Origin of the sequence: Pedobacter ginsengiterrae (assembly GCF_039537385.1) — a bacterium.
Classification (GTDB): Bacteria; Bacteroidota; Bacteroidia; order Sphingobacteriales; family Sphingobacteriaceae; genus Pedobacter; species Pedobacter ginsengiterrae.
The window spans coordinates 74,470-87,480 of the sequence record NZ_BAABAK010000018.1; the positions used below are offsets into that span (position 1 = coordinate 74,470).

The 13,011-nt window shown below is 34.2% G+C and carries 15 protein-coding genes and 1 riboswitch; of the genes, 4 read left to right on the top strand and 11 right to left on the bottom strand.

Annotated elements, in window-relative coordinates:
• The first annotated feature begins 133 nt into the window (after nucleotides 1–133).
• Together ABD692_RS17175 and ABD692_RS17180 are read left to right on the top strand one after the other, a co-directional pair.
• Entirely contained in the window at nucleotides 134–817 is a 684-nt protein-coding gene (locus ABD692_RS17175) for a DUF3291 domain-containing protein (protein ID WP_344768937.1), read from the top strand.
• 34 nt (nucleotides 818–851) lie between these two features.
• Nucleotides 852–1,103 (top strand): hypothetical protein, encoded by a 252-nt coding sequence (locus ABD692_RS17180; protein WP_344768939.1) that lies wholly within the window; start codon nucleotides 852–854, stop codon nucleotides 1,101–1,103.
• Nucleotides 1,104–1,514: 411 nt separating this feature from the next.
• On the opposite strand, the gene ABD692_RS17185 is transcribed toward ABD692_RS17180, so the two are convergent.
• The 7 genes from ABD692_RS17185 to ABD692_RS17215 form a co-directional block, all read right to left on the bottom strand.
• Entirely contained in the window at nucleotides 1,515–1,892 is a 378-nt protein-coding gene (locus ABD692_RS17185; protein ID WP_344768941.1) for a Dabb family protein, read from the bottom strand.
• 53 nt (nucleotides 1,893–1,945) lie between these two features.
• Complete coding sequence (locus ABD692_RS17190) at nucleotides 1,946–2,440, bottom strand: YMGG-like glycine zipper-containing protein (protein ID WP_316760312.1); 495 nt, start codon at nucleotides 2,438–2,440, stop codon at nucleotides 1,946–1,948.
• A 126-nt stretch (nucleotides 2,441–2,566) separates the two neighbouring features.
• A complete protein-coding gene (locus ABD692_RS17195) occupies nucleotides 2,567–3,280 on the bottom strand; it encodes a Dph6-related ATP pyrophosphatase (protein WP_344768944.1) in 714 nt (237 codons plus the stop codon).
• Nucleotides 3,270–3,956: a Sir2 family NAD-dependent protein deacetylase gene (locus ABD692_RS17200; RefSeq protein WP_344768946.1), complete on the bottom strand. Its 687-nt coding sequence runs from the start codon at nucleotides 3,954–3,956 to the stop codon at nucleotides 3,270–3,272. Before ABD692_RS17200 ends, ABD692_RS17195 begins: the two co-directional genes overlap by 11 nt.
• On the bottom strand, nucleotides 3,956–4,891 hold the full coding sequence (locus tag ABD692_RS17205; protein WP_344768948.1) for an ABC transporter substrate-binding protein: 936 nt from the start codon (nucleotides 4,889–4,891) through the stop codon (nucleotides 3,956–3,958). The genes ABD692_RS17200 and ABD692_RS17205 overlap by 1 nt, the downstream gene beginning before the upstream one ends.
• 125 nt (nucleotides 4,892–5,016) lie before the next feature.
• Nucleotides 5,017–5,607, bottom strand: coding sequence for a DUF6580 family putative transport protein (locus tag ABD692_RS17210; RefSeq protein WP_316760321.1), 591 nt, complete (start codon nucleotides 5,605–5,607; stop codon nucleotides 5,017–5,019).
• Between the two features lie 77 nt (nucleotides 5,608–5,684).
• Entirely contained in the window at nucleotides 5,685–7,547 is a 1,863-nt protein-coding gene (locus ABD692_RS17215) for a TonB-dependent receptor plug domain-containing protein (protein WP_344768951.1), read from the bottom strand.
• 98 nt (nucleotides 7,548–7,645) lie between these two features.
• A riboswitch (cobalamin riboswitch) is annotated at nucleotides 7,646–7,839 on the bottom strand.
• Between the two features lie 104 nt (nucleotides 7,840–7,943).
• Between ABD692_RS17215 and ABD692_RS17220 the strand changes: the two genes are divergently transcribed.
• Both ABD692_RS17220 and ABD692_RS17225 read left to right on the top strand, forming a co-directional pair.
• Nucleotides 7,944–9,191, top strand: coding sequence for a serine hydrolase (locus tag ABD692_RS17220; protein ID WP_344768953.1), 1,248 nt, complete (start codon nucleotides 7,944–7,946; stop codon nucleotides 9,189–9,191).
• 106 nt (nucleotides 9,192–9,297) lie between these two features.
• Nucleotides 9,298–9,630 (top strand): YegP family protein, encoded by a 333-nt coding sequence (locus tag ABD692_RS17225; RefSeq protein ID WP_344768955.1) that lies wholly within the window; start codon nucleotides 9,298–9,300, stop codon nucleotides 9,628–9,630.
• Between the two features lie 64 nt (nucleotides 9,631–9,694).
• On the opposite strand, the gene rplT is transcribed toward ABD692_RS17225, so the two are convergent.
• The 4 genes from rplT to thrS form a co-directional block, all read right to left on the bottom strand.
• Nucleotides 9,695–10,039 (bottom strand): 50S ribosomal protein L20, encoded by a 345-nt coding sequence (gene rplT, locus ABD692_RS17230; RefSeq protein ID WP_123206121.1) that lies wholly within the window; start codon nucleotides 10,037–10,039, stop codon nucleotides 9,695–9,697.
• A gap of 75 nt (nucleotides 10,040–10,114) precedes the next feature.
• The gene (gene rpmI, locus ABD692_RS17235; protein WP_056872807.1) at nucleotides 10,115–10,315 is read right to left on the bottom strand and encodes a 50S ribosomal protein L35; all 201 of its coding nucleotides are present in this window, start codon (nucleotides 10,313–10,315) and stop codon (nucleotides 10,115–10,117) included.
• Nucleotides 10,316–10,344: 29 nt separating this feature from the next.
• On the bottom strand, nucleotides 10,345–10,914 hold the full coding sequence (gene infC, locus ABD692_RS17240) for a translation initiation factor IF-3 (protein ID WP_055911781.1): 570 nt from the start codon (nucleotides 10,912–10,914) through the stop codon (nucleotides 10,345–10,347).
• 17 nt (nucleotides 10,915–10,931) lie between these two features.
• Nucleotides 10,932–12,857, bottom strand: coding sequence for a threonine--tRNA ligase (gene thrS, locus ABD692_RS17245; RefSeq protein WP_344768960.1), 1,926 nt, complete (start codon nucleotides 12,855–12,857; stop codon nucleotides 10,932–10,934).
• Nucleotides 12,858–13,011: the final 154 nt, after the last annotated feature.

Consider the following 13,011-nt stretch of genomic DNA (forward strand, 5'->3'; position numbering starts at 1 on the left):
TTCTAATTTCTAATTAAAGACAAAATTAATCAGGATTTACCATATTTAACGCATTTAGACAATATATGACTAAATTTTGAACGACACTATATTCTTAAAATCATTAGTTTTGACCAAATTAATCCTAGTTAATATGATTGTAGCTTTAACCATTACCAAGTACCGCACCCTAACTATTCCATTTGCCTTTTTAGGCATGGTAGTTTTGCGCTTACCGCTTTGGTTAAACAAAAAGTGCAATTTCTGGAAACTTATGGGAAGCGGCAAAAATGCTCAGGTCGATTTAGCACCAAACTTTAAACATTGGGCCATTTTAACAACCTGGAACAACAAAACGGATTATGAGCAATTTAAAATAAATTCCTTATCGATGAAATGGTTTCGCTTTTTCGGAGCTGAAGAATTTACAATCTTACTTAAACCTTTATCCAGCCATGGCTTATGGTCAGCTAAAGAGCCTTTTAAAACTAAAAAAATTAATCAAAACCCAAATGAAAGAATCGCAGTAATTACCAGGGCAGCGATAAGATTAGGTAAAGTAAAGGAGTTTAGACAAAACATAAAGAGAGCCGCAATTAGCATGAGAAAAGCTCCTGGTTTTATTCTTTCGGCAGGGATTGGTGAAAATCCGTTTTTAGATCAGGCTACTTTTTCGGTATGGGAGAATGAAGAAAGTATGAAAAATTACGCATACAAGTCATTTGACCACTCTGACGTAATTAAGCTTACTAGAGAAAGAAAATGGTATTCAGAGGAACTGTTTGCTCGCTTCGCTATTATCGAAACACATGGAACCTTAAACAACCAGGGAATTTAAAATTCAATCAAGTAATAATTTACAAATTAAGATAATGAGAGTTATAGCAGAACTTCCACACCCAGAATGTAAGATTACCATCTTTTCAATGAATCAAAAGTATATCGCCAAATTTGAGCAAGGCACATTTGAGCAAAGTTACAAGTTAGCAGAACTTGACTTGAGTGGAGGAGGTGTTAATGATGTATTCGAAATTTTAGACGAGGATTTTATTAAAACCGTTATAGAGCGTTTTAAAAATATGCGAAATGATTTTACAGCAGCATATAAAAGACATCAATTCTAATAATAAAAATATATAATATACTGATAGTAAGGTATTTAAATACGTAAACAGAATTTAATTTTGTAAGATTTACGCCTTATGGTCTTAAGATTTAAGTATATTTCAACAAATTGATTAGAAAGATTAATATAACTAACTGACATTATGATTATTAAGCAAATAAAAAGAATATAATTTTGTAGCCTGTTTTTGCCAAACATCTAGGAGGTTTGGGAATTTACAACATCCAAATAGGATTTTACTCCTACTGTTAAACTCAACAATAGTTAAAATGCTTTCTGTAGTAAAAGCATGAAAAATGCCCTCAACTCCTTAAAGTTAAGGGCATTTTTTTATATAAAATTTATTTAGAGATTAAAGCAAATAAAGGAACTGCAGCATCTAGAAATAACTCTTGCTTTTCTAAATATTTTATGAAATCACCGTATCGTGAACCACTACCCGATACCAATTTTTAGAAAATTTTTCTACAGCATCTAAATGTGTTTTATCTTCCTGATAAGCATTGTGATCGTCAATATTAGCAAACGTTATAGTAAGCGAATAAGTAAATGAATTATCGGTAACTGGGCGAACTGGCGTATTTGCCGCCAAGCCATAGTTTAATGTTTTGATGTATTTGATTGGCTTTAAGCTTTCGAAAAAATTTGCAAATTCTGTTATTTCGGCTTTTGTTAATTGTGGCTTTAGCCAAAACATTACGAAATGCTGAATCTGGCCTTTATCAATATTCTTATCTTCAATCATGGGTCTTTTTTCTTTAAATATAGAAATGATTCTTTCAGACACAAAAAAAGCGTTCTGATTTAAAATCAGAACGCTTTTAAAATATTTATGTGAAATTAGTTTTTAGGTTGCACACGGCCAGATTTCCTGTCTTCGCCTCTACCGATTAAATAACCGCCACCAGCTCCAACTAAACCGCCAATAATTGCTCCTCTGCCTTTTTTCTTATCAATTAATGCACCGCCAACTGCGCCAGCTGCACCACCAATTACCGAACCTTTTGCAGCATCACTCCAACCTTTCTTTTTTGCAGTTGGTTGTGCACCACCATAAGCACTCGAACTACCACCAGAACTTGCATAAGAACGAGATGAATTAGCACCTGCTCTTCTTGCTGCAGCTAGTTCTGCCTGATGTTTTGCTTCTTTTTCGGCTTCAACCTTTGCAGTTGCAGCTCTGTTAAAGCTATCTAATCTTAAACTATCCTTAACAGCTTTAACTGCTAACTGTTTTTCGGCTTCTTGTTGTTTTAGTGCAGCTTCTTCTTTTGCTTTATTATTACAAGCAAACATTACTGAACTCAATGCGATTACTACAAATATCTTTTTCATAACTTAATTTTTATTTGAAATTCGTTTCAGGGTTACCTAATTACTGAAACAGGCTTCGTTCATGTGTTTTAGTTAATTTACATATAGTAAAGAAAAAATGATGCCAAAAAGTTTTAATTTGTATAATTAATTTACCAAATCAATATACCAGAAACCAAAATCGTCTGATTTTGAACCACTTTCCTTATCTGATTTTGGATTGTTGTAAGTTCTATAGACTAGCTCTCCTAACTCGAAATTGATTATTTTTTTAAATATTGGTCCTTCGAAAGCAAAAGTATGAAACTCACCATTTTCTCCGCAAGGGTCGATATTTTTGGGTAAGGAGCTAATTAAATCCTTGTCGATTACTTTTCCACAGATATATTGAAGACTTTGTTGAGCACAAACAATGATGGTTTTATAGTTCAGTTTAAGAAATTCATCAATTAACAACGTTGTATCTTTTTTCCATAGAGGAAAAATGGCTTTTAAACCCATTTCTGAAAGTTTTTCTTCACGATACTTGCGCAAATCTTCTAAAAAAATATCGCCAAAAATAGAATACGTAATGCCTTCATCTTTAAATTTTGATAGATAATTACGCATGGTATTGTCGTAGGTTTCCATATCTGGCATCTCTGGCAAGCGAATTTGACAAAGTGGAATACCAATACTTTCGGCTTGTTTAAGCAACAAGCTTTCTCTTACACCATGCATAGAAACGCGATTATATTTTTCGGTAACTGTGGTAACAAGATACTTTATTTCTATAGTTTCGTCTTGTAAGGCATAATGTAAGGCAAGTGTACTATCTTTTCCGCCGCTCCAATTAAATATACAAAGTTTCTTATCGGTCATTTGAAAGAATTTCTTTAAGATATACTACACCATTCACGGCAGTTTGTTCTATAGTTATAATATTTCTGTAACGACCGACATTGGGTATTTTAGGATCGATTATATATTTTGGAACTAATGTAGGCACAAAATCGATTAAACCTGCGGCTGGATAAACGGCAAGGGATGTACCAATAAGCACAAAAAAATCTGCCTGTTTACAAATTTTAGCGGCTACTTCTATCATTGGAACAGATTCTCCAAACCAAACAACATGCGGTCGCAACTGAGAACCTAACTCACATAGTTCGCCCATTTGTAGTTCAGAACCTTGAATTGGATAGGTTAAGTTCGAATTTCGATCAGATTGTGATTTCGTTATGATGCCATGAAGATGCGTAACTTTTGTTGAGCCTGCTCGTTCATGCAAATCATCAATATTTTGAGTAATAATTTCGACATCAAAATCATTTTCCAGTTCGGCTAAAATGGTGTGCGCCTGATTTGGCTGCGCTTTTAGTACCTGTCTCCTTCTTTCGTTGTAAAACTCCTGCACCAATTCAGGATTTCTTTCCCAGGCTTCTGGTGTTGCCACATCATAAATATTGTAGCCTTCCCAAAGTCCATCAGAATCGCGAAAAGTTTTTAGATCACTTTCTGCACTAATCCCTGCTCCTGTTAAAACAACTAATTTCATTATCGATTTAAAACTTCAATCTTCGAGTAGTTTACAAATTTACTGGCAATATGCTTGTTTGCAGTAAATATTTCCGGATGAAACATACAAGCCAAAGCTTCTATTCCATCAACCAAAGTGCCGATACTTGGCTGTGTAAACATATCAAAATCGGCAATGTAAACCTGATTATTTATAACCGCTTCCAATTCATCCCAGCCCTTTTTCGAGGTAAGTAATGGCATTTCTTCTATACTTCTGGTTACATCAAACCCGCAGGGTGCAATAACCAAAACCTGTGGATTGTATTTAACAATTTTGTCCCATTGAGTTACAATAGAATCTCCTGCTGGATTAGAAAGCATATCTACCCCACCTGCAGCTGCAATTTGAAATGGAATCCAATGTCCGCAATTGTATATTGGCTCAATCCATTCCATTAACATAATTCGCTTTAGTGGTGCTTTATTTGCTCTTAATTCATCAAGAATATAATCTGTTTTCTTTTGTAGGCTAGCCAGATAGTTCAAAGCAACTTCTTCCTTCCCCATCGCTTTTGCAATTGTTATGGCGCACTCAAAAACATCTTGTAAATTATTTGGCGATAAAGGAACAAGTATTGGTGTTTTACTGAGTTTCATTACAGCAGTTTCAGTACAAACCGTGTCGATGTTGCATACCTCGCAAATATCTTGTGTAAAAACGATATCAGGCGCAATGCTTTCCAATAATTCATCATCAACCCAATACAAACTTTTTCCCTGCGCTTTTGAGGCTGAAAATATTTTATCAATTTCTATACTTGTGTAATTCTTTCCTTCTAATATGCAACGAACAATTTTAGGTAGATCTGCGGCTTCTTTAGGGCACTCGAAAGTAACGCCATAAAGATATTCTTGCAAACCCATATCGTAAATCATTTTGGTAGCGGCTGGTAAAAAGGATACAACTTTCATAATATGTTAAAGGTAAATGGGTGATGGAATGTATGTAGCGCTGTTAACGCTCAATGTTAAAGATAAAAAAAATCCTCTTTTGAAATTAATCAAAAGAGGATTTTTATAATTCGTTTAAAGAATAATTATACTTTTTGTGTTTGTAACTTAAGTACAGGATATTTTGCTTTTAATATTTCGAATGCTCCGAAAAGAATTGCGCCATAAATTACCGTTCCTTCTAAAAATCTAACTTCGAACGGAATTGCTCTTTCCAAGCATAACCAAAAACCTGCTAAATCTTGTGTATAAGATGGGTTTCTAAACCAGATCGGGAAATCGGTTACAATCCAATGAATTAATACAATAGTTAAAGTCGAAGCTAATAAATTTGCAATAGTTATGTTTTTAAGCATTAATCTTCCAACTAAAACCATTAATGCAAATGCAAAGTAAACTACGTACCAGCCTTCATATAAAAACCCACTGCTGTATTTACTAAAAATGGTGGTCGATAAAACAAAATCGCTTAAAAATAAACTTAACAACGGAAAAGCAAATGCCTTTAAATTATCCTTAAAGTAAGCACCACCAAAAAGCGCAACCGCACCAATTGATGAGAAATTAGCAAACTTTAATTCATCTGAATTAAATGTTACCAGTAAGCGGAAGCCCGTGAGCACCAATATCATTAATAATAACAATATTGTACGTGGGTTAAATTTTAAGTGAGCCATGTTATTTCAAGTATTTAGTATAAGGCATTAAATATTAAATATTAAATTTAATGCCTTATTGCAAAGTTAATTTTTTATTAGCGGATATTAAAACTTACGCCTGTATTAAAATTGAAACCCAAGCTGTTATAACCGATAATTTCATTGTATTTTGTGTTTAATATGTTTTTAGCATCGAAAAATATTTTAACACGTTTATTAGCTAACGAATATTCTGCATAAGCACTTAATAATTTGTAAGCATTTAAAGTATCAACAGTGTATGTGCTAAAGTTACCATCAGTACGATTACCGAAATAACGATAATTGGCACTAACATATAAATCGGTAGTTGCCTGTACACCAGCAGTTATGCCGAAAGTATTTTTCGGTCTGCGGAAAAGATAATCTGCAATTGCATTATCCACGAAGTTAAATTCATTTCCTTCAACATAAGCGTAATAGCCATTTAAGTTAAATTTACCGAATTTAATTGCTGGTTCAACCTCAAAACCTTTAGTTTTTTGGCTAACTTGGTTAACATAACCTGCTGGAAAAGCATAAATAATTGCATCTTTCAAATCGCGTTTAAAACCGGCTACTCTTAAAGTGAATTTTTCATCAGCAAAGCTGAAGTTTACACCAGCTTCGTAATTTTGAGATTTTTCTGGTTTCAAATCTAAATTTGCACCGAATTGACCGAATAACATATTCAAAGTAGGCACTTTGAAAGCTGTTGAAACTGTACCAAATAACTTTACTTCTTTAATAATGTTTATGCTTGGCGTAATTGAATACGTATAGTTTTCGCCATATTGTTCGTGTTTATTGTATCTACCACCTACCTCTAAGTTAAAAACACTTAAATCATGCAAAAACAATGAACTATAAGCCGCAAATATATTTGCTTTAGGCGCTGCAGCTGCCGATGAAAGTTTCATTACTCGGTTATCAATACCCACCAATAAATCTAATTTATCATTTAGTTTTTGGTTGTAAAATACATCTACGATAGAGATTTTTCCTTGAGAAAAACTAGGAAAAGAGCTATGCGAATCGTTCGAAGTGCTTTCGTAACTGTAGTTTAATGTAACTTTTCCTGTTGCAAATTCATATTTAGCGTTTGTACCTGCAGCAACATTTTTCAGAATAGAATAATTTCCAGCATCTACAAAAGCACCACCATCAAAACTATAGTTTCCATAATAATAACGCACAAATGGATTTACTGAAAAATGCTTATCCAATTTGATTCCGAAATTTGCATTTAAGGCACCAGTTCTGAATCCATCTTTATCAAACTCTGCATTGTTTCCTACTGGATTAGCCGCTTCAGAAATGCCGTTTGTTTTATTCTGAGTGTAATTAACATTATAAGTAAACCCATCAACACCACCATTTAAACCAATAGTTCCTTTTAAAGTTTCGTAACTACCAATACTGGCAACTCCGTAAATGGTATTGCCTTTTGGTCCGCCTTTTTTAGTGATGATATTAATTACACCAGCAACTGCATCAGAACCATAAATGGTCGATTGACCGCCTCTTAAAATTTCAATATGGTCGATTTGATCGATAGATAATAAGCGTAAATCGAATGCACCACCGTTTCCTGATGGATCATTTTGTACAATTCCATCGATTAAAACAACCGCATAAGCGCTACCTGCCCCACGGAAAAATACCGATTTGTTTAAACCTGGATTGCTACTCGAACCTGCTACAATAATTCCTGCTTGCTCGCTAATTAGTTCGGGCAAAGATTTACCATGGCTACGCTCTAAAACTTCTTTACTGATAATGGTTACAACTTTACCAGTCTGAGATTGTTTCTGATCATTTTTTGTTGCAGTAATTACAACATCTTTTAGTTGTAAACTGTCTTGTGCATTAGCCGATTGACTAACTGTTAATTGAACAAGCCCCAGGCCTGCAGCAATTAAAATTCTTTTTTTGTTCATTTGATTGTGAGTTTTGCCCACAGCCAACAGATTAGGAAAGGAAATGAAAATACGAAAAACGTTAAGTACCTCAATCCTAGCTTCAATCCCCGAAAGCTATGAAATTATACGCTAAGGCAGGTCTTCTGACTTGCTCCCGTTTTTTGCTGCCTTCCCGAATCAGAATTGAAACAGTGGCTTTTTGAATGAAAAAACGTTATAGAGCTTACAGCTGCGGGACAGTTGCAGAATTACACTGCATTCCCTTTTAATTCTGGTTGTAAGGCCAGAAACCAAAAGCGCTGCAAAAGTAGACATTAAAGCTGAAACAGCAAACACTATTGCGAAAAGCTTTTTATTCTATTTTAATAAACGATTAAGAAATGATTATTTTAACTTTATTATCAAACCCGAGCTATGAAATATATCTTCCTTTTGGCATTTTCTGTAATGAGTTTATCTACTATGGCACAGCAAACAGATACTGTTTTTCTAAAAAAATTAATGCAAGCTAAACCTGAATTATTTAGCAATATCTTAAATCGTCCAGATCATAATCAGGTTCAAATACTTTATACACAGGTTAATCGCGATATGAAAAATAAACCGAGCTTTAAAAGTTACAGTTATAATTTAAATACACAACATTACTTCTATCCTGCCAGTACCGTAAAACTCGCAGCTGTAATTTTTGCATTAGAGAAAGTGAATCGCTTAAAAAGTTCAGGAATTACAGTTAAAAGTACCATGATTACCGACAGTGCTTTTAAAGGTCAAACAAAAGTATTTAAAGATACTTCTTCAAAAAATGGGCTACCATCTATAGAGCATTATATTAAGAAAATTCTTTTAACCAGTGATAACGATGCTTTTAACCGTTTGTTTGAGTTTATCGGACGGGCAGAATTGAATGAGAAATTGAAGAAAAATGGCTTAATAAACAGTAGAATATTAAATCGTTTGGCCATCGGTGATGCGGGTGAAAGTGCAAAACATACAAATCCTATTAAGTTTTACAATGGCAACAAACTTGTTTACAGTCAGCAAGCGCAATTCGATCCAAAGGAATATGATTTGGTTTTAACGAATACCGTAATGGGAAAAGGCTATTTAGATAGTGCGGATAAATTGGTCAATAAGCCTTTCAGTCTGGAGAACAAAAATGCGTTTCCCATTAACGATCAGCAAAAGTTGATGCAGAAACTTATTCTACCTGAAGCATTTCCAGCTTTAGAAAGATATAATTTAACTACTGCTGATTATAAATTGATCTATACTTATATGAGTAAATTACCTACTGAAAGTAATTTTCCAAAATACGATGAAAAAGAATTTTGGCCAACATATGCGAAAATGCTGTATTACGGACGAGAAAAGAATGTTGAATTAGATCCTAATATTAGAATATTTAATAAATATGGAGATAGCTATGGCTACATAATCGATAATTCTTACTTCATAGATTTTAAAAACGGTGTTGAATATTTTTTAACAGCTGTTATTCAAAGTAACGATGATGGAATTTTTAATGATAATAAATACGAATATGAAACTGTTTGTTACCCTTTTATGAAAAATTTAGGTAGAAGTATTTATGAAGCAGAATTGAAAAGAAAAAAAAGCAACAAAGCTAATTTGGCCAAATTTAAAATGGATTATAAATAAAAAAATTAATAAAAATTGACTTACAAAATTTTAAATATTTTGTAAATTTAATTCAAATCGTCCCCTTAAAATAGTAATAATTAATTTTTAACTTAATAATTCAGTAATGGGAAAATTTGTAATTAGTAAAAGAACAAACGGAGAATTTCAATTCAATTTAGTAGCAGGAAATGGTCAGATTATTTTATCGAGCGAAGGCTATTCTGCAAAGCCAAGTTGCGAAAACGGAATCGAATCTGTAATAAAAAACTCACAGGATGAAACAGAATTCGAAAAGAAAAAATCAAGCAACGGGAAATCTTACTTTAATTTGAAGGCTACCAACGGACAAATAATTGGCTCAAGCCAGATGTATGAAAGTGAAAGTTCGAGAGATAATGGAATAGTATCTGTTCAGAGTAACGCTCCCAATGCAACAATAGATGATCAAACACTTTAAAAACAAAAAAGTCCTGATTTGCATCAGGACTTTTTTAATATTATAATCGCCGAAGCGAAAATTTCTATTTTACTGCATCAATTACAGCTTTGAAAGCCTCAGGATGATTCATTGCTAAATCAGCTAATACTTTACGGTTTAAACCGATTTCTTTTGAAGCTAGTTTACCGATTAATTGAGAGTAAGAAATACCGTGTTGACGAGCACCTGCATTAATACGTTGGATCCATAATCCGCGGAATTCTCTTTTCTTAACCTTACGGTCACGGTATGCATATTGCAAACCTTTTTCTACTGTGTTTTTAGCAACAGTATAAACTTTACTTCTTGCTCCCCAATAGCCTTTGGCCATATTAAGGATTTTCTTTCTTCTTCTTCTCGAAGCTACTGCGTTTACCGAACGTGGCATGTTGTTGTTGTTTTTTGGCAAGCGGCGTTCCGTTTAATCGGAAACTTAAAGCCTGATACCTGGTGAATTAATAAATTACTTTCCGATACAAAGCATACGCTTAACGTTACCAGTATCTGCTGCTGTTACCATGCTAGCATTTCCTAGTGCACGTTTACGTTTAGTGCTCATCTTGGTTAAGATGTGACTTTTGTATGCGTTGTTTCTTTTGATTTTACCTGTTCCAGTAAGCGAAAAACGCTTTTTAGCACTGGAATTGGTTTTCATTTTTGGCATAACCTGTTTTTTAATTTATAAACCTATTTTTATTTTTTTGCTACTTTAGGCGCAACTGTTAGGAACATACGTTTACCTTCTAACTTAGGTAATAACTCTACTTTTCCTACATCTTCCAAAGCCTGGGCAAATTTTAATAATAAAATCTCTCCCTGCTCCTTGTAAACAATTGCTCTACCTTTAAAATGCACATAAGCTCTAACTTTTTCACCGTTCTCTAAAAAGCTTATTGCGTGTTTAAGTTTAAACTGGAAATCGTGATCGTTCGTATTAGGACCGAAACGAATCTCCTTAATAACTGTTTGCTTAGCGTTTGATTTAATCTCTTTCTGCTTTTTCTTTTGCTCGTAAACAAACTTGCTATAATCAATAATTCTACAAACTGGAGGAACAGCGTTTGGAGAAATCTCTACCAAATCCAATTCCAGTTCATCAGCAAGTGCCAAAGCTTTCGCCAAAGGATAAATCCCTGGTTCAACATTATCGCCAGCTAAACGCACTTCGGGCGATTTTATGTACTGATTAATGTTATGCTCTGCTTCTTTTTTCTTAAAAGGTGGACGTGGTCCCCTGTTAAATCCTGGTCTTCCTAATGCCAAATGTGTACTATTTTAATTTAAACTGTTATTTCTTTTCTTAATAAATTGTTGAATTCCTCCAACGTCATTTCACCTAAATCGCCTTCGCCATGTTTTCTAACCGAAACTTTTCCTTCGGCCATCTCTTTATCACCGATAATGAGCATGTAAGGGATTTTTTTAACCTCCGCGTCGCGTATTTTACGACCGATTTTCTCATCACGAAAGTCAATCAGCCCGCGAATATCGGAATTATTTAGTTCATCTAAAACTTTTTTTGCATATTCTTCATATTTTTCTGAAATAGGAAGGATTGTAAACTGCTCTGGACTTAACCATAATGGGAAGTTTCCTGCGCAATGTTCAATTAAAACAGCAATAAATCTTTCTAAAGAGCCAAATGGAGCACGGTGAATCATTACTGGTCTATGCTTTTGATTATCGCTACCAGTATATTCTAATTCGAAACGCTCTGGTAAGTTGTAATCTACCTGAATAGTTCCTAACTGCCATTTTCTACCTAAAGCATCTTTAACCATAAAATCTAGCTTCGGACCATAAAAAGCCGCTTCACCATATTCTACAACTGTATTTAATCCTTTTTCTGCTGCAGCTTCTATAATTGCATTTTCAGATAATCGCCAGTTTTCATCAGAACCAATATATTTCGACTTATTCTCTGGATCTCTTAACGAAATTTGAGCAGTAAAGTTTTCAAAACCTAAAGATTTAAATACATAAAGCACTAAATCGATAACTTTTTTAAATTCTTCTTTAACTTGTTCTGGCATGCAGAATAAGTGTGCATCATCTTGAGTAAAGCCACGTACACGAGTTAAACCATGTAATTCACCACTTTGTTCGTAACGATAAACTGTACCAAACTCTGCAAAACGAACTGGTAAATCTTTATAAGAACGTGGTTTTGTTTTATAAATCTCGCAGTGGTGCGGGCAGTTCATTGGTTTTAAGAAGAACTCCTCTCCTTCTTGTGGAGTTTTTATTGGCTGAAATGAATCTTTACCATATTTCTCCCAGTGACCAGAAGTTACGTACAAATTTTTGTGTCCAATATGTGGCGTAACTACCTGCTCATAACCAGCTTTAGCTTGTGCCTTAGTTAAAAAGTTAACCAAACGCTCACGCAAAGCAGTTCCTTTGGGTAACCATAAAGGCAAACCCATCCCTACTTTTTCAGAAAAAGCAAATAACTCCAACTCTTTTCCAAGTTTACGGTGATCGCGTTTTTTTGCTTCCTCAATCATTGCAAGATATTCGGTAAGCTCGCTAGCCTTTGGAAAAGTTACGCCATATATACGTGTTAACTGTTTTTTAGTTTCATCGCCTCTCCAATATGCGCCAGCAACATTCATCAGTTTTACTGCTTTTACAAAACCAGTATTTGGAATGTGCGGGCCACGACATAAATCGGTAAACTGACCTTGAGTATAGAAAGTAATTTTTCCGTCTTCTAATCCATCAATTAAATCAAGCTTGTACTCATCACCTTTTTCGGTAAAGTATTTAATTGCATCAGCTTTGCTTACACTCTCTCTAACAAAAGTTTCTTTTTGCTTAGCCAATTCAATCATTTTAGTTTCGATGGCTTTGAAATCATCCGAAGAAAATTCTTTCTCACCAAAATCTACATCATAGTAGAAACCAGTTTCAATTGCTGGTCCGATACCAAATTTAGTTCCTGGATAAAGTGCTTCTAAAGCCTCAGCCATTAAGTGAGCAGATGAATGCCAGAAAGTTGATTTTCCAGCTGTATCATTCCAGGTTAAAAGTTTAACAGTAGAATCTGCTTCGATTGGACGTGTTGAATCCCAAACTTCGCTATTAACTTCGGCTGCTAAAACGTTTCTTGCTAAACCCTCAGAAATTGATAATGCAATTTGATGGGCAGATGTGCCCTTTTCGTACTGACGAACTGAGCCGTCAGGTAAAGTAATATTAATCATCTACAACTATGATTTTGTTCCTTGTTCTATCTAAACTTCGGAACGGTTTAAAAAAAAGTTATTTCTTAATCACATACAAAGTGATTTTATTTTGTGCAAAGATGCTGTTTTTTCCACTGAAAAGCAAGTTTTCCTATAATAAATCATCACTAAA

What these genes read in the sequence shown, in the direction of transcription:
- ABD692_RS17175 (WP_344768937.1), top strand. Translation starts at nt 134, where the DNA reads ATGATTGTAGCTTTAACCATTACCAAGTACCGCACCCTAACTATTCCA.
- ABD692_RS17180 (WP_344768939.1), top strand. Translation starts at nt 852, where the DNA reads ATGAGAGTTATAGCAGAACTTCCACACCCAGAATGTAAGATTACCATC.
- ABD692_RS17190 (WP_316760312.1), bottom strand. Translation starts at nt 2,440, where the DNA reads ATGAAAAAGATATTTGTAGTAATCGCATTGAGTTCAGTAATGTTTGCT.
- ABD692_RS17195 (WP_344768944.1), bottom strand. Translation starts at nt 3,280, where the DNA reads ATGACCGATAAGAAACTTTGTATATTTAATTGGAGCGGCGGAAAAGAT.
- ABD692_RS17200 (WP_344768946.1), bottom strand. Translation starts at nt 3,956, where the DNA reads ATGAAATTAGTTGTTTTAACAGGAGCAGGGATTAGTGCAGAAAGTGAT.
- ABD692_RS17205 (WP_344768948.1), bottom strand. Translation starts at nt 4,891, where the DNA reads ATGAAAGTTGTATCCTTTTTACCAGCCGCTACCAAAATGATTTACGAT.
- ABD692_RS17210 (WP_316760321.1), bottom strand. Translation starts at nt 5,607, where the DNA reads ATGGCTCACTTAAAATTTAACCCACGTACAATATTGTTATTATTAATG.
- ABD692_RS17215 (WP_344768951.1), bottom strand. Translation starts at nt 7,547, where the DNA reads ATGAACAAAAAAAGAATTTTAATTGCTGCAGGCCTGGGGCTTGTTCAA.
- ABD692_RS17220 (WP_344768953.1), top strand. Translation starts at nt 7,944, where the DNA reads ATGAAATATATCTTCCTTTTGGCATTTTCTGTAATGAGTTTATCTACT.
- ABD692_RS17225 (WP_344768955.1), top strand. Translation starts at nt 9,298, where the DNA reads ATGGGAAAATTTGTAATTAGTAAAAGAACAAACGGAGAATTTCAATTC.
- rplT (WP_123206121.1), bottom strand. Translation starts at nt 10,039, where the DNA reads ATGCCACGTTCGGTAAACGCAGTAGCTTCGAGAAGAAGAAGAAAGAAA.
- rpmI (WP_056872807.1), bottom strand. Translation starts at nt 10,315, where the DNA reads ATGCCAAAAATGAAAACCAATTCCAGTGCTAAAAAGCGTTTTTCGCTT.
- thrS (WP_344768960.1), bottom strand. Translation starts at nt 12,857, where the DNA reads ATGATTAATATTACTTTACCTGACGGCTCAGTTCGTCAGTACGAAAAG.